General features: G+C 55.9%; 20 protein-coding genes. 13 read left to right on the top strand and 7 right to left on the bottom strand.

Annotated elements, in window-relative coordinates; translation table 11 throughout:
- The first annotated feature begins 111 nt into the window (after positions 1-111).
- From HBA26_RS14025 to mglC, 7 genes are all read left to right on the top strand, one after another.
- The gene (locus HBA26_RS14025) at positions 112-1260 is read left to right on the top strand and encodes a YbfB/YjiJ family MFS transporter (RefSeq protein WP_045259730.1); all 1149 of its coding nucleotides are present in this window, start codon (positions 112-114) and stop codon (positions 1258-1260) included.
- 102 nt (positions 1261-1362) lie between these two features.
- Positions 1363-2031: a GTP cyclohydrolase I FolE gene (gene folE / locus HBA26_RS14020; RefSeq protein ID WP_023330924.1), complete on the top strand. Its 669-nt coding sequence runs from the start codon at positions 1363-1365 to the stop codon at positions 2029-2031.
- 18 nt (positions 2032-2049) lie between these two features.
- Positions 2050-3207, top strand: coding sequence for a DUF418 domain-containing protein YeiB (gene yeiB / locus HBA26_RS14015; protein ID WP_126345342.1), 1158 nt, complete (start codon positions 2050-2052; stop codon positions 3205-3207).
- A 155-nt stretch (positions 3208-3362) separates the two neighbouring features.
- Positions 3363-4385, top strand: coding sequence for an HTH-type transcriptional regulator GalS (gene galS / locus HBA26_RS14010; protein ID WP_126345341.1), 1023 nt, complete (start codon positions 3363-3365; stop codon positions 4383-4385).
- A gap of 294 nt (positions 4386-4679) precedes the next feature.
- On the top strand, positions 4680-5678 hold the full coding sequence (gene mglB / locus HBA26_RS14005) for a galactose/glucose ABC transporter substrate-binding protein MglB (RefSeq protein WP_008500923.1): 999 nt from the start codon (positions 4680-4682) through the stop codon (positions 5676-5678).
- A 79-nt stretch (positions 5679-5757) separates the two neighbouring features.
- Entirely contained in the window at positions 5758-7278 is a 1521-nt protein-coding gene (gene mglA / locus HBA26_RS14000) for a galactose/methyl galactoside ABC transporter ATP-binding protein MglA (RefSeq protein WP_028013859.1), read from the top strand.
- 15 nt (positions 7279-7293) lie between these two features.
- Positions 7294-8304 carry a galactose/methyl galactoside ABC transporter permease MglC gene (gene mglC, locus HBA26_RS13995; RefSeq protein WP_013097952.1) on the top strand — a complete coding sequence of 337 codons (1011 nt, stop codon included), beginning with the start codon at positions 7294-7296 and terminating at the stop codon, positions 8302-8304.
- A 49-nt stretch (positions 8305-8353) separates the two neighbouring features.
- On the opposite strand, the gene HBA26_RS13990 is transcribed toward mglC, so the two are convergent.
- From HBA26_RS13990 to HBA26_RS13965, 6 genes are all read right to left on the bottom strand, one after another.
- Complete coding sequence (locus HBA26_RS13990; protein WP_063437129.1) at positions 8354-9742, bottom strand: glutamine synthetase family protein; 1389 nt, start codon at positions 9740-9742, stop codon at positions 8354-8356.
- A gap of 121 nt (positions 9743-9863) precedes the next feature.
- Positions 9864-10583: an outer membrane permeability protein SanA gene (gene sanA / locus HBA26_RS13985; RefSeq protein WP_028013857.1), complete on the bottom strand. Its 720-nt coding sequence runs from the start codon at positions 10581-10583 to the stop codon at positions 9864-9866.
- 126 nt (positions 10584-10709) lie between these two features.
- A complete protein-coding gene (gene cdd / locus HBA26_RS13980; RefSeq protein ID WP_126345340.1) occupies positions 10710-11594 on the bottom strand; it encodes a cytidine deaminase in 885 nt (294 codons plus the stop codon).
- 129 nt (positions 11595-11723) lie between these two features.
- Positions 11724-12419: a CidB/LrgB family autolysis modulator gene (locus HBA26_RS13975; RefSeq protein WP_041909023.1), complete on the bottom strand. Its 696-nt coding sequence runs from the start codon at positions 12417-12419 to the stop codon at positions 11724-11726.
- Positions 12416-12811, bottom strand: coding sequence for a CidA/LrgA family protein (locus HBA26_RS13970; RefSeq protein WP_028013854.1), 396 nt, complete (start codon positions 12809-12811; stop codon positions 12416-12418). Before HBA26_RS13970 ends, HBA26_RS13975 begins: the two co-directional genes overlap by 4 nt.
- Positions 12812-13001: 190 nt before the next feature.
- The gene (locus HBA26_RS13965; protein ID WP_028013853.1) at positions 13002-13706 is read right to left on the bottom strand and encodes a type 1 glutamine amidotransferase; all 705 of its coding nucleotides are present in this window, start codon (positions 13704-13706) and stop codon (positions 13002-13004) included.
- Between the two features lie 59 nt (positions 13707-13765).
- Between HBA26_RS13965 and HBA26_RS13960 the strand changes: the two genes are divergently transcribed.
- From HBA26_RS13960 to HBA26_RS13945, 4 genes are all read left to right on the top strand, one after another.
- On the top strand, positions 13766-14563 hold the full coding sequence (locus HBA26_RS13960; RefSeq protein WP_063943455.1) for a helix-turn-helix transcriptional regulator: 798 nt from the start codon (positions 13766-13768) through the stop codon (positions 14561-14563).
- A gap of 41 nt (positions 14564-14604) precedes the next feature.
- A complete protein-coding gene (gene dusC, locus HBA26_RS13955; protein ID WP_028013851.1) occupies positions 14605-15537 on the top strand; it encodes a tRNA dihydrouridine(16) synthase DusC in 933 nt (310 codons plus the stop codon).
- Positions 15538-15689: 152 nt separating this feature from the next.
- On the top strand, positions 15690-17108 hold the full coding sequence (gene mdtQ / locus HBA26_RS13950; RefSeq protein WP_126345339.1) for a multidrug resistance outer membrane protein MdtQ: 1419 nt from the start codon (positions 15690-15692) through the stop codon (positions 17106-17108).
- Positions 17109-17158: 50 nt separating this feature from the next.
- Positions 17159-17923 (top strand): SDR family oxidoreductase, encoded by a 765-nt coding sequence (locus HBA26_RS13945; RefSeq protein ID WP_126345338.1) that lies wholly within the window; start codon positions 17159-17161, stop codon positions 17921-17923.
- A 44-nt stretch (positions 17924-17967) separates the two neighbouring features.
- Here the strand turns inward: HBA26_RS13945 and HBA26_RS13940 are convergent, their stop codons facing one another.
- A complete protein-coding gene (locus HBA26_RS13940; protein WP_028013848.1) occupies positions 17968-18540 on the bottom strand; it encodes a DedA family protein in 573 nt (190 codons plus the stop codon).
- 157 nt (positions 18541-18697) lie between these two features.
- On the opposite strand from HBA26_RS13940, the gene HBA26_RS13935 reads away from it, so the two are divergent.
- Together HBA26_RS13935 and pbpG are read left to right on the top strand one after the other, a co-directional pair.
- A complete protein-coding gene (locus HBA26_RS13935; protein WP_028013847.1) occupies positions 18698-19285 on the top strand; it encodes a Yip1 family protein in 588 nt (195 codons plus the stop codon).
- Between the two features lie 167 nt (positions 19286-19452).
- Positions 19453-20376 (top strand): D-alanyl-D-alanine endopeptidase, encoded by a 924-nt coding sequence (gene pbpG, locus HBA26_RS13930; RefSeq protein WP_028013846.1) that lies wholly within the window; start codon positions 19453-19455, stop codon positions 20374-20376.
- The last annotated feature ends 45 nt before the right edge of the window (positions 20377-20421 follow it).

The following is a 20421-nucleotide window of genomic DNA, read 5'->3' as shown; positions in this document are numbered from 1 at the left end:
TCATTAGAGCCATAATACAGCGTTTTCATTAACCTGTGAGCAACTTTCACTTTCGCGGAGCGGCGAGATGCTGCATCATAAATTTACTTTTCTTTAACAATTGGAGCGGTCATGGCGCTGCGTATTGCGCTTAGTGGGTTTGTCGTTCTGGTGGTGGCGATGGGGATAGGGCGCTTCGCCTTTACGCCTCAGGTGCCACTGATGATTGCCGCCGGGCAACTCACGCTCACCAGCGCAGGTCTGGTGGCGGCGATGAATTATCTGGGCTATCTGGTGGGCGCATGGGATGCCATGCGGGCGCACCGCTTTGTTGAAACGCGACTCTGGCTTGGCATCACCGGTGCGGTTGCGCTGACTCTGCTCTCCGCCGCCGCGGATAACGCCGTTGTGCACGGCCTGCTGCGCTTTGTGATTGGCTGCATGAGCGGCTGGTCAATGGTGCTGATTGCCGCCTGGAGCAACGAGCGGCTGGGGCAGCTGGGTAAACCGGGGCTCAGCGCTGCCGTGTTTGCCGGTCCTGGCGCGGGCATCGCCCTGAGCGGCCTGCTCGCGGTCTATATTCAGGCGAAATCCCTTTCGGCCGGTGCGGCGTGGCAAATCTACGGCGTGCTGGCGCTGGTATTGGTCGCGCTGGTGGCGCGCTATCTGCCGCGTTCCGGACAGCTTCATCGACCCGGCAGCGCGCCAGAGCCGCTGTTGCTGACGACGGATCTCAAGCGCCTGGTCTGGAGCTACAGCCTGGCGGGATTTGGCTATATCCTTCCGGCGACCTTTCTTTCGCAAATGGCGGCGGTGCGTTTTCCCGGCAGCCTGTTTGCCCAGTTTGTCTGGCCGATTTTTGGTGCCGCGGCCGTGGTGGGGATTGCGCTCAGCATTCTTTTGCGCCACACCTCAACGGCTAACCGCAGGCTGGCGATAGTGCTGTGGTTACAGGGGGCGGGCGTGCTGGCGGCCTGGCTGCTGCCGGGCATTGGCGGCTTGCTGACGGGCGGGCTGCTGGTCGGCGGCGGGTTCCTCTGCGCGGTGCAGCTCTCTCTTTTATACGGCCGCGAACTGGCACCGAACCACACGCGCTATATGGCGGGGCTGCTCACCACCGGGTATGCCATCGGGCAATTGGTGGGGCCGGTGACCTCGGCGTTATCAACCTGGCTAACCCACCGGCTGGAGCCTGCGCTGGGGCTGGCTGGCGTTGCGCTGTTTGTCGCGGGTGCCCTGGTCTGGAATCGCCACGCTGAAAGGCAACAGCAATTGCAATAATTATCGTCGTGAATACTGGATTATGTGCGTCGCCTCACGCACAATGAGCGCATACTTTTGCCACAACGAGGGCGAAAGACGCCACACCTGCAGGAGAACAAAATGTCATCACTCAGTAAAGAAGCTGCCCTGGTCCACGAAGCCCTGCTCGCGCGCGGTCTTGAAACGCCACTGCGTCCGCCCGTTCAGGATATGGACAATGAAACCCGTAAAAGTCTGATTTCCGGGCATATGACCGAGATCATGCAACTGCTGAATCTCGATCTGAGCGATGACAGCCTGATGGAGACGCCCAAGCGTATCGCGAAAATGTACGTTGACGAAATTTTCTCCGGACTGGATTACGCCAACTTCCCGAAAATTACCGTCATCGAAAACAAGATGAAGGTGGATGAGATGGTGACGGTCCGTGATATTACGCTGACCAGCACCTGCGAGCACCATTTCGTGACCATCGACGGTAAAGCGACCGTGGCGTATATCCCGAAAGACACGGTGATTGGCCTGTCGAAGATCAACCGTATTGTGCAGTTCTTCGCGCAGCGCCCTCAGGTGCAGGAGCGTCTGACGCAGCAGATCCTGATCGCGCTGCAAACGCTGCTGGGTACCAATAACGTGGCTGTCTCTATTGATGCGGTGCACTACTGCGTGAAAGCGCGCGGCGTGCGTGATGCGACCAGTGCGACCACCACCACCTCACTGGGCGGCCTGTTTAAATCAAGCCAGAACACCCGCCAGGAGTTCCTGCGCGCCGTGCGTCACCACAACTAATCAGACAGGGCAGGGACCATGGAGCGAAACGTCACGCTCGATTTTGTTCGCGGCGTCGCCATTCTGGGTATCCTGCTGCTTAATATCAGCGCCTTCGGTCTGCCGAAGGCCGCTTACCTCAATCCCGCCTGGTACGGCGACATCACCCGAAGCGATGCCTGGACGTGGGCGATCCTCGACCTGTTTGCCCAGGTTAAATTCCTCACGCTGTTTGCGCTGCTGTTTGGCGCGGGCCTGCAGCTTCTGCTCAAACGCGGCACGCGCTGGATCCAGTCGCGCTTAACGCTACTGGCAATTCTCGGCTTTATCCACGGCCTGTTCTTCTGGGACGGTGATATTCTTCTCGCTTATGGGTTAGTCGGGCTGATCTGCTGGCGGCTGATTCGCGACGCGCACAGCGTGAAAAGCCTGTTTAACACCGGCGTGATGCTCTATCTCATGGGACTCGGCGTACTGCTTTTGCTGGGGCTGATCTCCGGTGACGCGACAAACCGTTCCTGGATCCCGGACGCCGCTAACCTCCAGTACGAGCAGTACTGGAAGCTGAAGGGCGGTACGGAAGCGATAAGCAACCGTGCGGATATGCTGGGCGACAATCTGCTTGCCCTGGGGGCGCAATACGGCTGGCAGCTGGCGGGCATGATGCTGATGGGCGCGTCACTGATGCGCACCGGCTGGCTGAAAGGGGAATTCAGCCTGCGTCACTACCGCCGCACCGGCGCGGGGCTGGTCCTGCTGGGCGTGCTGATTAACCTTCCGGCGGTGATGGCGCAGTGGCACCTTCACTGGGATTACCGCTGGTGCGCGTTCCTGCTGCAGGCGCCGCGTGAATTGAGCTCGCCGTTCCAGACCATCGGCTATGCGGCGCTGATCTATGGTTTCTGGCCGCAGCTTTCTCGCCTGTGGATCGTCAGCGCCGTAGCCTGCGTTGGGCGGATGGCGTTAAGCAATTACCTCCTGCAGACGCTGATCTGCACCACGATTTTCTATCGCTTTGGCCTGTTTATGAAATTCGACCGCCTCGGACTACTGGCGTTTGTTATTCCGGTCTGGATAGTAAACCTGGCGTTTTCTGTCATCTGGCTGCGTTACTTCCGCCAGGGACCGCTGGAGTGGGTGTGGCGTCAGTTAACCGCACATGCTTCGGGGGTATCATTAAGTAATACATCCAGATAACGATCTGGATCACAATCATTAACAAAACGGATGTAAGCGTTTTCATGAGTGTGAGCTTCTTCACGTAGTCCCCTTTCTCTCGCTGCCAAAATAGCCACCTTGCTAAACACAGGGGGTGTCTGTGAGTTGCTGCAATTCTTTGAAGGATGGTGAATATGATCACCATTCGTGACGTCGCCCGTCTGGCGGGCGTTTCTGTGGCTACCGTCTCCCGCGTGCTGAACAACAGCGCGCTGGTCAGCCCTGAAACCCGTGAAACCGTAATGAAAGCCGTGACCCAGCTCGGGTACCGGCCAAATGCCAACGCGCAGGCGCTGGCAACACAGGTCAGCGATACCATCGGCGTGGTGGTAATGGATGTCTCGGACGCCTTTTTCGGTGCGCTGGTGAAAGCGGTCGATGTGGTCGCCCAGCAGCATCAGAAATACGTGCTGATTGGCAACAGCTATCACGAGGCGGAAAAGGAGCGTTATGCCATTGAAGTGCTGATCCGCCAGCGCTGCAACGCCCTGATTGTTCACTCAAAAGCCTTAAGCGATGAAGAGCTGGTCGGGTTTATGGAGCAGATCCCGGGTATGGTGTTAATCAACCGCATCGTCCCGGGCTATGCCCACCGCTGTGTCGGGCTGGATAACGTCAGCGGCGCTATGATGGCCACCAAAATGCTCATCAATAACGGCCATCAGCGGATCGGCTATCTGGCCTCCAGCCATCACATTGAAGATGACGAGCTGCGGCGTGAGGGGTGGCAAAACGCCCTGAAAGAGCACGGTATTACGCCATCAGAAAGCTGGATTGGCACCGGCACGCCGGATATGCAGGGCGGTGAGGCGGCAATGGTGGAACTGCTGGGCCGCAATCTGCAGCTTTCTGCGGTGTTTGCCTATAACGACAGCATGGCGGCAGGCGCGCTGACTGCGCTGAAGGATAACGGCATTGCGGTGCCACAGCATTTGTCATTGATTGGTTTCGATGATATTCCGATTGCCCGTTACACCGACCCGCAACTGACTACGGTGCGCTATCCCATTGCTTCTATGGCAAAACTGGCGACCGAGCTGGCGCTACAGGGAGCGGTAGGGCTGCTGGATCCGGGGGCAACTCACTGCTTCATGCCGACGCTGGTGCGTCGTCATTCCGTCGCCGCCCGGCAAATTGTGGTTCCGATCACTAACTGATTACACCAGGTGATGTAACCGTTTTCAATCTGTGAGTAAATTCACAGTATCTTAACAAGGCGCTGACTATGATGTCAGCGTTTTAGGGGCTGAAACGCTATGTAACGGTGATTATTCGCTTTCACCATAGCCAATGTGCCGCAAACAACGAATAAAACGCATTTCTGGAGCGTTACCGACCACGGAAGATAGAAATTTTATAAGTGAACGTCGGCTGTCAGTAACGTTTTATTAACACCTGCCTGCCGATCGTTATTCACAAGAACTACCCTGCATAAAAAAACCGGAGATACCATGAATAAGAAGGTGTTGACCCTGTCTGCTGTAATGGCAAGCATGCTTTTTGGTGCAGCAGCGCACGCTGCGGATACCCGTATTGGTGTGACCATCTATAAATACGACGACAACTTCATGTCTGTTGTGCGTAAAGCAATTGAGAAAGATGCGAAAGCAGCGCCAGACGTACAGCTGCTGATGAATGACTCCCAGAACGACCAGTCCAAACAGAACGATCAGATCGACGTTCTGCTGGCTAAAGGCGTTAAGGCCCTGGCGATCAACCTGGTTGACCCGGCTGCAGCAGGCACGGTTATTGAGAAAGCGCGCGGCCAGAACGTGCCAATCGTCTTCTTCAACAAAGAACCTTCCCGTAAAGCGCTGGACAGCTATGACAAAGCGTATTACGTCGGTACTGACTCTAAAGAGTCCGGCATTATTCAGGGCGATCTGATCGCGAAGCACTGGGCGGCGAACCCGAACTGGGACCTGAACAAAGACGGTCAGATCCAGTTCGTGCTGCTGAAAGGCGAACCCGGCCACCCGGATGCTGAAGCGCGTACCACCTATGTTATCAAAGAGCTGAACGACAAGGGCCTGAAAACCCAGCAGCTGGCGTTAGATACCGCGATGTGGGACACCGCTCAGGCGAAAGATAAGATGGACGCGTGGCTGTCTGGCCCGAACGCGAACAAAATCGAAGTGGTCATTGCCAACAACGATGCGATGGCAATGGGTGCGGTTGAAGCGCTGAAAGCCCACAATAAATCGTCCATCCCGGTATTTGGCGTGGATGCCCTGCCGGAAGCGCTGGCGCTGGTTAAATCTGGCGCGATGGCCGGTACCGTTCTGAACGATGCCAACAACCAGGCGAAAGCGACCTTCGATCTGGCGAAAAACCTCGCCGACGGTAAAGGCGCGGCGGATGGCACCAACTGGAAAATTGACAACAAAATCGTTCGCGTGCCTTACGTGGGCGTAGACCAGTCCAACCTGGCTGAGTTTATCGGTAAATAAGATCTTTGTTTTGTCTTCACTGGGCGCAATTCGTTGCGCCCTTTTATAACGCGATATGCGAGGCCAACAAGGTATAATTATGGTCAGCACAACTACTCAGTCGTCCGGTGAATACTTGTTGGAAATGACAGGCGTCAACAAGTCCTTCCCCGGTGTTAAGGCACTCGATAATGTTAATTTAAAAGTCCGTCCTCACTCTATTCATGCATTAATGGGGGAGAACGGTGCGGGTAAATCAACGTTATTAAAATGTCTTTTTGGGATCTATCAAAAAGATTCTGGCAGCATTCTTTTTCAGGGGAAAGAGATCGATTTCCATTCAGCGAAAGAAGCGCTGGAAAACGGTATCTCGATGGTTCACCAGGAATTAAACCTGGTACTGCAACGCTCGGTAATGGATAACATGTGGTTGGGACGTTACCCAACTAAAGGTGTGTTTGTCGATCAGGATAAAATGTATCGCGACACCAAAGCGATTTTCGATGAGCTGGATATTGATATCGATCCGCGCGCTCGCGTGGGGACATTATCCGTTTCCCAGATGCAGATGATCGAAATTGCCAAAGCGTTCTCCTATGATGCGAAAATCGTCATCATGGATGAACCCACCTCGTCATTAACGGAAAAAGAGGTTAATCACCTTTTTACCATTATTCGTAAGCTGAAAGAACGCGGCTGCGGCATTGTGTACATCTCGCACAAAATGGAAGAGATCTTCCAGCTGTGCGATGAAATTACCATCCTGCGCGACGGCCAGTGGATTGCCACGCAGCCGCTTGAAGGGCTGGACATGGACAAGATCATCGCCATGATGGTCGGCCGTTCCCTGAACCAGCGCTTCCCGGACAAAGAGAACAAGCCAGGTGAAGTAATCCTCGAAGTGCGCAATCTGACCTCGCTGCGCCAGCCGTCCATCCGCGATGTTTCTTTCGACCTTCACAAAGGCGAAATTCTTGGCATTGCTGGCCTGGTAGGGGCAAAGCGTACCGACATCGTGGAAACCCTGTTTGGCATCCGCGAGAAGGCCGACGGCACCATCACGCTGCACGGGAAGAAAATTAACAACCATAATGCCAACGAAGCCATTAATAACGGTTTTGCGCTGGTGACGGAAGAACGTCGTTCGACCGGTATTTATGCTTATCTGGATATTAACTTTAACTCGTTAATCTCTAATATTCGCAATTACAAAAACAAAGTCGGGCTGCTGGATAACTCCCGCATGAAGAGCGATACCCAGTGGGTAATTGACTCCATGCGCGTGAAAACGCCTGGCCACCGTACCCAAATCGGTTCGCTTTCCGGTGGTAACCAGCAAAAAGTTATTATTGGCCGATGGTTATTAACACAGCCAGAAATTCTGATGCTGGATGAACCGACCCGCGGTATTGACGTCGGCGCGAAGTTTGAAATTTATCAGCTGATTGCCGAGCTGGCGAAAAAGAATAAAGGGATCATTATTATTTCTTCCGAAATGCCGGAACTGTTAGGGATCACGGACCGTATTCTGGTTATGAGCAATGGTCTCGTTGCCGGTATTGTTGACACCAAAACGACAACGCAAAACGAAATTTTGCGTCTTGCGTCTTTGCACCTTTAAGATCAGGGGCTCCTCATGAGTGCGTTAAATAAAAAAAGTTTTCTCACTTACCTGAAAGAAGGCGGTATTTACGTTGTTCTTTTAGTCCTGCTGGCCATTATTATTTTCCAGGACCCTACGTTCTTAAGCCTGCTGAACCTGAGTAATATTCTGACCCAGTCCTCCGTGCGTATCATCATTGCGCTCGGCGTGGCGGGCCTTATCGTCACCCAGGGGACGGACCTTTCTGCCGGTCGTCAGGTCGGCCTGGCGGCGGTTATTGCGGCAACCCTGCTGCAGTCGATGGAAAACGCCAACAAGGTGTTCCCGGAGATGGCGACTATGCCGATTTTCGTGGTGATCCTGATTGTCTGCGCCATCGGGGCGGTGATTGGCCTGATCAACGGTATTATCATCGCTTACCTGAACGTGACGCCATTTATCACCACGCTGGGTACGATGATCATCGTTTATGGTATCAACTCCCTGTACTACGACTTTGTGGGCGCGTCGCCGATTTCGGGCTTTGACAGCGGCTTCTCCACCTTCACGCAGGGGTTTATCGCGCTGGGCAGCTTCCGCCTGTCGTACATTACCTTCTATGCGCTGATTGCGGTGGCGTTCGTCTGGATCCTGTGGAACAAAACGCGCTTCGGTAAAAACATCTTCGCTATCGGCGGTAACCCGGAAGCGGCGAAAGTGTCCGGGGTAAACGTTGCCCTGAACCTGCTGATGATTTACGCGCTGTCCGGTGTGTTCTACGCCTTCGGCGGGATGCTGGAAGCAGGCCGTATCGGCTCCGCAACGAACAACCTTGGCTTCATGTACGAGCTGGATGCGATTGCGGCCTGCGTGGTCGGCGGCGTCTCCTTCAGCGGCGGGGTGGGTACCGTGCTCGGCGTGGTCACCGGTGTGATCATCTTTACCGTCATCAACTACGGTTTGACCTACATCGGCGTGAACCCGTACTGGCAGTACATCATCAAGGGCGCCATCATTATCTTCGCGGTGGCGCTGGATTCACTGAAGTACGCCCGTAAGAAGTAATCGTCACTCGCCATACCCGGCCCGCTCACCGAGCGGGCTTTTTTATGGCCTATGCCAGATGGGACTCTTCTTGCGTCACAATGCGCTCAAACCACTCGAGTTCAGAAAGCTTGCAGGCGACCCACTGTTCGGAAAAGGCGTCGCCCAGGCTGTCGGTGAGATACTGACAGCGGGCGAAGGCCTCAATTGCCTCCTGCTGGAACAGCGGGAGTTCCGGTTGGTCCTGCTGCGGTTCCGGGAGTTCCCCCTCGTCGATATGTTCCAGCCCGTACAGCATGCCGGTCAGGATTGTGGCCGCCACCAGATACGGATTCGCATCGGCTCCGGCCAGTCGGTACTCGATACGACGGTTGCTCACTTCCGAGCAGGGAATGCGCAGGGCAGCGGAGCGGGTGTTATAGCCCCACGAGTTAAAGACGGGTTCCGTCAGGTTTTTTCGCAGGCGACGAAACGCGTTGACCCCCGGCGCAAGAATGGCGACGGAGGCGGGCATCAGCGCCAGCTGGCCCGCGATGCACAAGCGCATCATGCTGCTCAGCGCGTTCACCGGCGAGGCAAAAACGTTCTCGCCACGGCTGTTGTTCAGGCTGAAATGGATGTGCAAACCGCTGCCGGAGAGCTGGCTGAAGGGCTTAGCCATAAAGTTAGCCTGAAGACCGTGCTTTTCAGCGACATAGCGGGTCAGGCGGCGCAGGGCCAGCACGTTATCACAGACCTCTACGACGCGCTGGCTGTGCTTCAGGTTTAATTCGTACTGTCCGGACTCGGCTTCCGCTACCACCCCTGACAGCGGAATGCGCTGAAGGTGCGCCAGCTGTTCCAGCTCGTCAAAAAGCGCCGCGTGCGCCGACGAGGTGTCCATGTGAAAACAGCCCTGATTTTGCGGATCGCGATCGCCCTGTCCCGTCAGGTAAAACTCGATTTCCGGGGCAATGACCGGGAAAAGGCCGTGCTGGTGGAAGCGGGCCACGACGTTCTGCAGTATCGCGCGTGGCTCAAGCGGGCAGGGGTTACCGTCGCTGTCCTTCATCGTCAGCAGGATCTGCGCGGTATGCTCCGGATCCTGCGGACAGGGACGCAGAGAACCGGCGACCGGGACGCACAGCCGGTCGGGTTCATCATAAAGCGGGGCGGCGATTTTTCCCTTCTGATCCATGGAGTAGACGGAAAGCGGAAAATAACAGCCTTTTTCCAGACTCAGCATGCTTTCCACCGTGAGGCGCTTGCCGCGCATCGTGCCGTTGATATCGTTCAGGTAAACGTCAACGTGTTTCGTCTGCGGGTAGCGTTCCAGATAGTCGGCCACTTCCACGGCAATATTGTGCTGCAGGGCGTCAATTTTTTCATCCAGCCAGAGACCAGAATTAAGTGCGCCGGGGAGTGATAATCCGGGAAAGTTAAAGTAAGGGCGGAGACTTTTGAGGAAAAACGCATTCATTATCGAGTTCATAGTCATTCTTCAATGAAGCCGTAGCGGCAGTGAACTCAGGTTAAAAGAGCTGGCGTAAAGGGGGGATAAAAAGCGTCAGTGCCGGCGTAAAGAAAGTATAAAGGCAGGCCTACTTTTTCTCTTTTTTCTGCATATCCAGCAGCTGCTCCGGCGTCACCGCCGGGTAACCCTGCGCGTCTTCCGGCACTTCGTGCATTGCCGGGATCGGCACCAGCGGGCCTAAAAAGCGCGGTTCGCGTTTGAAGATATAGAGATCGGCCAGGGCACCAAAGCGGGCACCAAACTCGCGGACGCGCACGCTCAGCATATCTTTTGGCGACGGCACCGCGTAGCACTGGGCCTGAATGCCCATGTGCAGGGCGATAAACAGCGCGCGCTCGCAGTGGAAGCGCTGGGTGATGATGATGAAGTCGTTGGTATCGAAGACTTTGCGCGTGCGCACGATGGAGTCCAGGGTGCGGAACCCGGCGTAGTCGAGCACGATATCGGCAGGGTCCACGCCCGCGGCAATCAAATCCTTCCGCATCGTCACCGGCTCGTTATAGCTTTGCAGCGCGTTATCGCCGCTCAGCAGCAGGTAGTTTACCTTGCCGCTGTTGTAGGCGTTCAGCGCACCCTGAATGCGGTAGCGATAATACTGGTTGATCACCCCTGTGCGGTAATACTTGGCGGTGCCGAGCACCACGCCCACCTGGCGATAGGGGAGATCCTGCAGGTCATCAAAGATGTAGGGGGCCGTTTTCCAGCTCATCCAGCGGTCGAGACCCAGCACGATAAACAGCAGTATGCCGACCAGGACAGACAGGCTGTAAAAAACGCGCTTTAACATGAAGATGGCTCGTTCGTGGATGAAATTTAACTCAGGCTACTTTACCCGCCTGGTTAGCGCAAGAAACAGCGACTCAACTGAGGGGTTTTTCAGCAACGTGGCGGACATTTCTGTCCGCCGGAAGGTTTACGCCAGCAGGACGCGGTCGATCGTCGTGCAGCCTAACGCCTTGAGCGTTGCGGCGGTGGCATCCCACTGAATCAGCGGCGCATCGGCCTTTTCGGCCAGAACGGCACGCTGAATGCCCGGATAATCGTAGCCGTTCAGGCTCAGCAGGTTGAGTGCGCCCTGCAGCGGCGGCAGCGTTGGGTTAAACGCGGCGTTTTCCGCATAGCTGCCGGTGAAGATACGGCCATCGCGGCACTGCAGTGCCACGCCGCTCGGGGAGTTGCTGTACGGGGTGTGGCTCTTGTTCGCCGCGCGTATGGCCGCCTGGTTCAGGTCATCGCCGGACAGGACGAAACCGTGATCCTGCTCGTCCATCAGCAGGGTTTTGATCTCAAGATCTTTCGGGCCAAAGGCATCCGGCAGGTAATCGCCCAGCGTGTGCGGCGCGCGGCCCGGCAGGTTAATGCGCAGCTGCAGCCCGCTGTTCAGCTCGTTCATGAACTGGCGGCAGTGGCCGCATGGGGTGTAGTTTACGGTGATGGCGCTCAGGGCTTTCTCACCGCGCAGCCAGGCGTGGCTGATGGCGCTCTGCTCGGCGTGAACGGTCTGCTGCATGGTTGCGCCGAGGAACTCCATGTTCCCGCCGAAGTACCAGGTTCCGCTGACGCCGCGCGCGATGGCGCCGACGTTGAAGTGGGAAAGATCGGCCCGGGCGCAGGCGGCAGCCAGGGGCAGCAGTGCGAAAGCCAGCGCGTCTTCATCCAGCCCGGTTGCCTGTTTAAGCACCGTGACCTGCTCCGCCGTCAGCAGGGCGGGGAAATGTGCATCTGCCAGAACGGGAGCCAGGGCTGACTGCAAATTCTCTGCAAGCTGAGCGAAGGCAGCTTGAAAACGTGGGTGCATGGCGTTTGCCTCATAAAGGTTAATGGATCGGTAGTTTACGGAGCCGTAAGGCCTTTATATGTGATCCACTTCTCATTATGTATGCAACTTATGAAATCAAAATGAAATTTGCGCGACGCATCGCAAATTTTAGCCCATCACCGCCAGAATCAGCGGGAAAATGAACGGGGCGAGCAGGGAGGTGATAATCCCGCAGATCACCAGCGCAAGCGAGCTAAACGCCCCTTCCTGATAGTCCAGCTCCGCGCAGCGGGCGGTACCCAGCGCGTGCGAGGCGGTGCCCATCGACAGCCCGCGCGCTGCTTTGGTGTGAATACGCATCCCGTTCAGCAGAGTGTGGCCAAAAACCGCGCCGAGAATACCGACGAAAATCACGCACATCGCGCTGATGGCCGGAATACCGCCGAGGCTGCCGCCTACCGCCATCGCGATAGGCGTGGTCACTGATTTAGGCAGGATAGAGGCGGCAATTTGCGGGGAGGCCCCCATCAACAGCGCCACCGACGTGCCGGTGATCATCGCCACCAGGCTTCCCACAAAACAGATAGTAATGATGGACTTCCACCGTGCGCGGATCTGGTGCAGCTGCTCATATAAAGGAAAGGCAAGCGCGACAACGGCGGGCTGCAGCAGGTCGTTTAAAATTTTGCTGCCTGCAAAGTAACGCTCATAAGGAATGCCGGTGAGCAGCAGGAAGGGAATAATCACCACCATCGCCACCAGCAGGGGGTTCAGCAAGGGCATTTTAAATCGTGCGGCAAGCTTGCGCGCGGCGAAGAATACCAGCAGGGTTAACGGCAGTGACCACCAGATATTAGCCATCATTTTTTTGTTTTCTCCCCGACCACGTTACGTTCGCCATGTACCAGATGAGAACTCCAGCTCACCACCAGGAAAACCACCAGCGTACTGACCGCGCAGGAAACGACAATCGGGCCGAACTGCGCCTTGAGCAAATCAAAATACTGCATGACGCCCACGCCGATAGGCACGAACAGCAGCGCCATATAGCGGATAAGAATGAAGCAGCCTGGGTTGACCCACTTTGCAGGCAGAATTTGCAGCGCCAGTAAAACGAAGAGGATCAGCATACCGATAATGCTGCCGGGAATGGTGATAGGCAGCAGCGACGCGATGAAAATGCCGGCATACAGGCAGGCGTAAATCAGGACGAATGCGCGCAGATATTGCCAGATAATGTTCAATGGTTTGCTCATGGTGATAGTCCTTGCTGAAACGCATTCATCATACAATTAAACCTAAAAATGTGCCACGGATCACATCATGAATTTTGAGCATACCAGACATTCCGGAATGGAACGTCCGGTATCACCTTATTGGTGCAGGCTACAGTTTAGAGGAAAGGGATTGCGCTGGCGAAGTAACGCGCCAGAGAAGGCATCAGCGTCAGGCGGTCAGTTTATCGAGAAAAGAAAACAGCACCTGGTTCATTTCGCGATAATCATGCGAGCGGAGTTTTTCCGCCGTTTCGACAAAACGGAATTCACCCGCACGGCGGAGGTCATTCTGCGAATGCTCAATCAGCAACTCTACCACCTCCGGCGTCAGCTCCATATGGCACTGGAAACCGTAAACCCGTTCGCTGTATTGCACGATCTGGCGGGGACAGCCCTCGCTGTAAGCCAGAACCTTAGCCTGCGGCGTCAACCCAGGCATATCGTTATGCCAGTGACCGACGTTCAGCACGCTGCCAAAGTCCTCAAACAGCGGGTTCGCCTTGCCTGCATCTGTGAGCCTGACGGGAAATTTGCCGATCTCTTTTTCCGGACTGTGGCAAAACGCTGCGCCCAGCGCTTCGCCGATAAGCTGTGAGCCCAGACAAACGCCTATCACCGTTTTACCTGCCTCTATCGCGCGGCTGATGAGTGCCTTTTCCGCCTGCGCATCAAACCAGGGGCATTCCTCAAGCGTGGTGGCGGGGGATTGCGGGCCTCCCATGATGATAAGCAGGTCTGTGCCCCCCAGTTCCTCAGGTAAAGGTTCGCCCTGATACACTCTGGTGTAGCTCAGACTGCAGCCGCGACTTTTCCCCCAGATTTCATAGGCGCCTGGCGCCTCGAAATGTTCATGAATAATAAAATGGATGTGCATTGCGTCTCTCTCTGGTTACGTGTACAAGCAGCATCATAAGAGGAAGGGGGGAATGTGAAATGCCAACCGTTATCGATAAAACGCCAATTCACGACGATGCTATCGGATGGTCAAGAGGGGCAATTCGCTATACGCGCGGCGAAGTCGATCCGCCTCACCAGCATTCGCAGGGACAACTTTTGTTTGCCATTAAGGGGGTTATGCTGGTTGAAACCGGCAGCAAACGCTGGGTCATACCGCCGCAGCGCGCGCTGTGGATCCCTCCCTTACAGGAGCATACCTACAGCGTGTTATCCGCAACGGAGCTTCGCGCGGTCTGGTTTAGCCCGGCACTGATTTCGCAATGCGAACCTTTTAAGCGGAAAGACGAGGTTCACGTGATTATGGCCACAGCGTTGTTCAAAGAGCTGATTGCCGGGCTGTTCAGCGCGGAATACCGGCCGGCAAGTCAGCGCAGCATGGCCGTTTTGCTGCTCGACATCCTCAGCGAAACGCAGCAGATTTCTGCCGAACTGCCGATGCCCGTGGATGAGCGCTTACATCGCGTGGCCTGTGACATCATTGCCAACAATCTCTGGGATCTCTCTCTGGAAAGGCTGGCGGAACGGGTCGCGATGTCTGAACGCACATTTTCACGTGCGTTTATCAACGATACCGGCTTTAGCTTCCGGGCCTGGCGACAGCGCGCAAGGATTTGTGCCTCGCTGGATCTCCTCGCCAACGGATACCCGGTTAAGCAGGTGGCCTGGATGCTGGGGTTTTCCGGCCCGGCGGCATTTGCGGCGGCGTTTCGCGCTATTGTTGGGGCAACGCCGGGTGACTTTCTGCCTGAACAGAAGCGCTTCCCAGCGATATAGAGAGCGGCTACTATAGCGCGTCTTTTTTCACAGGTACTGCTATGCGTGTTTTACTGGCCCCAATGGAAGGCGTGCTCGACTCCCTCGTGCGCGAGCTTCTGACCGAGGTGAACGACTACGATCTCTGCGTGACGGAGTTCCTGCGCGTGGTCGATATGTTGCTGCCAGAAAAGTCATTCTATCGTCTCTGCCCTGAACTGCATCGCCAGAGTCGGACCCCTTCCGGCACGCTGGTACGTATTCAGCTGCTCGGCCAGTATCCTGAATGGCTGGCGGAAAATGCCGCCCGCGCGGTAGCGCTTGGCTCTTACGGGGTGGATCTTAACTGCGGCTGCCCGTCGAAGCTGGTAAACGGCAGCGGCGGTGGAGCGACGTTGCTGAAAGATCCTGAGTTGATTTACCGCGGCGCGAAAGCCATGCGTGAGGCCGTGCCCTCGCATTTGCCGGTGACGGTTAAGGTGCGCCTGGGGTGGGACAGCGACGCCCGACAGTTTGAAATTGCCGATGCGGTGCAGCAGGCCGGGGCCACCGAGCTGGTGGTGCATGGCCGCACTAAAGAAGACGGCTACAAAGCCGAGCGCATTAACTGGCAGGCGATTGGTGAGATCCGCAAACGACTTACTATTCCGGTGATCGCCAACGGCGAAATCTGGGATTACGAGAGCGCGCAGGCGTGCCTGAAAGCCACCGGCTGCGATGCGGTGATGATTGGCCGCGGCGCGCTGAACGTGCCGAACCTCAGCCGGGTGGTGAAATATAACGAGCCGCGGATGCCGTGGGCAGACGTCGTCACGCTGCTGCAAAAATATAGCCGTCTGGAGAAACAGGGCGACACCGGTTTGTATCACGTCGCGCGTATTAAGCAGTGGCTGAGTTATTTACGCAAAGAGTACAGTGAAGCGCTGGGATTATTTCAGGAGATCCGCACGCTGCAAACGTCGGCTGATATTGCGCGGGTTATACAGTCAAAATAATCGGCAGTTATATTTAAAAATAAATAATTCACTCGGTGAATATTTTGCCGAGTATGTAAGTGTATGACAATTTGCGGATTGCCACGCGTTACTAAAAAATAGCGCGTCATCAAGCGTAAGTTGCGCCTTTATTTTTTTGAGTGCATGGCGTAATGAAACGTTTTCTTATTTTATCTCTGAGTGCTCCCCTTGTTTTTATGCTGGCTGCCTGCGCACCGGAACATTCCACGGTGTCGCCAATTCAAACGCAAACAGCAGCCGCGTCCGTTAATACCCAACTTCGTCATGCGGACTGGCCGAAAAATGAATGGTGGAAAGAATATAACGACCCGCAGTTAAATTCGCTTATTGCCAAAGCCATAGCGGATGCGCCCGATATGCAAATTGCCCGGCAGCGCATTACGCTTGCCGAAGCGCAGGCCAGAGCCGCTATCGCAGCCGATGGCCCACAAATGGATTTTTCAGCGGATGTTGAACGGCAAAAAATGTCGGCAGAGGGGCTGATGGGGCCGTTTGCCCTTACCGACCCGGCGGCGGGCACCACCGGCCCATGGTATACCAACGGCACCTTTGGCCTGACGGCGGGCTGGGATCTCGATTTGTGGGGAAAAAACCGCGCCCGGATTGCAGCGCGTATCGGTAAAGTGAATGCGCAAAAAGCGGAGCTGGAGCAGACCCGTCAGCTGCTTTCAACCAGCGTTGCGCGTCTTTACTGGGCGTGGCAGACCCAGGCCGAAGCAGGGGAAGTTCTTACCCGGATTAAACAGGAGCAGGAAAATATTATCGACGCCGATCGCGAACTGTATCAGCACGGTATTACCTCCTCGGTGGAGGGCGTCGAAACCGATATACACGCCAGTAAGACTAATGAACAGCTGGCCGACGTAAAGGGAAAAATGAAGGCCATTGAAGTGCGTCTGGATGCGCTGACCGGCACCCCGGCAACACACCTTACGCGCCACCCGTTGCCTGCAGCCGAAGCCTCGCTACCGTCAACGCTGGGATATGAACTGCTGGCACGCCGTCCGGATCTGCAGGAGGCACACTGGTATATCGAAGCCTCTATGAGCGAGGTGGAAGCCGCCCGAGCGGCGTTTTATCCTGACGTGAACCTGATGGCGTTCTTACAGCAGGATGCCCTGCACCTGAGCGATCTGTTCCGCTCTTCAGCCCAGCAGATGGGCGTGACTGCCGGACTGACGCTGCCGATCTTCGACAGCGGCAGGCTGAACGCTAATCTGGATATCGCCCAGGCGCAGAATAACCTCTCGGTCGCGAACTACAACAAAGCGGTGGTGGAGGCGGTCAATCAGGTGGCGCGTACGGCAAGTGAAGTTGAAACCCTGACGGCAAAAAATCGTCACCAGCAGCAGATCGAAAAAGACGCGGCGCGCGTGGTGGCGCTGGCGCAGGCGCGTTTTAGCGCAGGTATTATTGCCGGTTCGCGGGTCAGCGAAGCCAGAATCCCGGCACTGAAAGAGCATCTCGAAGGCGTCATGTTGAAAGGCCAGTATCTCGACGCCACGCTGCAGCTGACGTCAGCGCTGGGCGGCGGCTATCATCATGGCTAAACAGGGCCATTATCTATACTTACCTCTTTGCAGTTTTTCAGGAGGTGAGTATGAACAGAGTAGCGATTGTAACCGCATCGGATTCCGGGATCGGTAAAACCACGGCGCTGATGCTGGCAGAGCGCGGGTTTGATATTGGCGTCACCTGGCATTCTGATGAAAAAGGGGCGCTGGAAACTTGCCGTGAAGTTGAAGCGCGTGGGCAGCGTGCAGAGGCTATCCATCTTGATTTAAGCACGCTCCCGGACGGCGCTGATGCTATTGAAACGCTGATTGCACGTTTCGGCCGGCTGGACGTGCTGGTTAACAATGCCGGAGCGATGACCAAAGCGCCATTTCTTGAGATGGCGTTTGACGACTGGCGGAACATTTTTACCGTCGACGTGGACGGCGCGTTTCTCTGCTCGCAGATTGCGGCACGGCAGATGGTGAAGCAGGGGGAAGGGGGGCGGATTGTGAACATCACCTCGGTGCATGAGCACACGCCGCTTCCTGATGCCAGCGCTTACACGGCTGCGAAACATGCGCTCGGCGGCTTAACCAAATCGATGGCGATGGAGCTGGTGAAGCACAAGATTCTGGTGAACGCCGTCGCGCCGGGGGCCATTGCCACGCCGATGAACGATATGGATGACAGCGAAGTGAAGGAAGGGTCAATGCCGGAAATCCCGCTGGCAAGGCCGGGCCACACCAAAGAAATCGCCAGCCTGGTGGCGTGGCTGTGTGACAGCGACGCCAGCTATACGACAGGGCAATCGTTTATCGTCGACGGGGGCTTTATGCTGGCGAACCCGCAGTTTAAGCCGGGAGGGTAACAGGTTTCCCCTCTCCCCAAAGGGGTGAGGGGCACCAGGCTGACTCACTCCTCATCCCGCTTCTTCTCTCTGTGCCGCATCCACAGCCTGACCCCAATCACCGCCACAACCACCAGAATCAACCACGCCCAGTGCTTCAGGTGTTGGTCAAGGTTATGCAGCCACGGGCCAATCACCTCGCCACCCACGTAACCAAGCGTGGTGAAGATCAGCGCCCAGGCTATCGCGCCAACAATATTCAGCGGCAGGAAAATTTTTGGCGGCAGGCGGCTGGCACCAATCAGTATCGGTCCGATAATCCTGAAGCCGTACATAAAGCGGGTGCCTATGACGAACAGATAAGGGTGACGCTGGATCAGGCGCTGCGCGCGGTTGATTTTCTTTTTGTGTTTAACGAAACGCTTGAGCAGCGTCGGGCCAAAGCGTAGCCCCAGGAAGTAGAGCAGCTGATCGCCAATCATGCCGCCCAGCGCGACCGCAGCGACGACCAGCGGAAACTTCAGTAAGCCCTGATGCGCGGCGACGCCGCCCAGCAGCGTGATGGTTTCACCTTCCGCCACGCTGCCGATGACCAGCGCGGCATATCCATATTGTTCAATGAGTGCGTTAATATCCATTACGTAACGGTTATCTCCCTCTGTGTTCCTCGTTTAATCATATACCTCATGAATCAACCGCGCGGCAATCAACGGAAATTTCCCACTGTACATAAAATAATCTAAAGCCTGCATTATACTTAAGGTATCGCTGACGGGCCGACAACAAGGGGGCGCTATGAACCATGTCTGGGGACTTTTCTCCCATCCCGATCGTGAAATGCATGTCATCAAAAGTGAGAACGAAACGGTCTCGCATCATTACACCCACCATGTGCTGCTGATGGCCGCGGTGCCGGTAATATGCGCGTTTATTGGCACAACACAAATCGGCTGGAACTTCGGTGACGGTACCGTGGTTCAGCTCTCCTGGTTTACCGGGCTTTATCTGGCCATTCTCTTTTATGGCCTGATGCTGGCAGGGGTGGCGGTCATGGGGCGCGTCATTCACTGGATGGCGCGTAACTACCCACAGCGCCCATCGCTGGCACACTGTATGGTCTTTGCCGGATACGTCGCGACCCCGCTGTTCTTAAGCGGTATTGTTGCGCTCTATCCACTGGTCTGGCTGTGCGCGCTGATCGGTACTGTTGCGCTCTTTTACACCGGTTATCTGCTGTATCTGGGCGTTCCAACCTTCCTGAATATCAATAAAGAAGAGGGCCTGAGCTTCTCCGGTTCCACGCTTGCCATCGGGGTGCTGGTACTGGAGGTGTTACTGGCACTGACGGTTATTCTCTGGGGTTATGGATACCGTCTCTTCTAAGCTCACTGCCTTGCTGGCGTAAATGCCAGCAATGCAGCATCTGTTCACGATTATCCGCTGGCGACAAAGCACGGTGACCGCTATGATGCCGAAGCCAGCCTGTGTTTATCCGTCGACGCAGGCGGTGTACGTCATTACGTGCGTGAATAATTATCAGAAGTCTCACCATGCTGAAATTTCGTGTCTCCTTACTTAGCCTGGCGCTGCTGCTGGGCGCGTCCGCTGCCGTGCCAGCTGTCGCCAAAACGCCCGCGGTGACCACCGCTGCTGCTCAGCCGCAAATTGCGTCCGGCAGCGCGATGATTGTTGATCTCAACACCAATAAGGTGATTTACGCCAGCCACCCGGACCTGGTGCGCCCGATCGCCTCAATAACCAAATTAATGACCGCGATGGTGGTGCTTGATGCTCGCCTGCCGCTGGACGAAAAGCTGAAAGTGGATATCAGCCACACGCCGGAGATGAAAGGGATCTACTCTCGCGTGCGCCTGAACAGTGAAATCAGCCGTAAAAATATGCTGCTGCTGGCGCTGATGTCGTCCGAAAACCGTGCGGCGGCAAGTCTGGCGCACCATTATCCTGGCGGTTACGATGCCTTTATCCGCGCGATGAACGCTAAAGCCAAAGCGCTGGGGATGAGCAATACTCATTTTGTTGAACCGACGGGTCTGTCGATTAACAACGTCTCCACGGCCCGCGATCTGACGAAACTGCTGATTGCCAGCAAGCAGTACCCGCTGCTCGGCCAGCTCAGCACCACGCGTGAGGACATGGCGACATTCTCGAATCCGTCTTACACGCTGCCGTTTCGCAACACGAACCATCTGGTGTACCGCGAGAACTGGAATATTCAGTTAACCAAAACCGGGTTTACCAATGCGGCAGGCCACTGCCTGGTGATGCGCACCGTGTTTAACGGTAAGCCGGTGGCGCTGGTGGTGATGGATGCCTTCGGGAAATATACCCACTTCGCGGATGCGAGCCGCCTGCGGACCTGGATTGAGACCGGGAAAGTGCAGCCCGTTCCGGCTGCGGCATTGACCTATAAAAAGCAGAAAGCGGAGCAGATGGCGACGGCGCAAAACGATTAATTCCCCTCTGCGCGTTGATGCCCTCACCCCGACCCTCTCCCACGG

The organism is Enterobacter sp. 725m/11, assembly GCF_011683705.1.
Taxonomy (GTDB): domain Bacteria; phylum Pseudomonadota; class Gammaproteobacteria; order Enterobacterales; family Enterobacteriaceae; genus Enterobacter; species Enterobacter bugandensis.
Note: the sequence above shows the minus strand (reverse complement) of the source record. Positions and strands in the feature narration are given on the sequence as shown.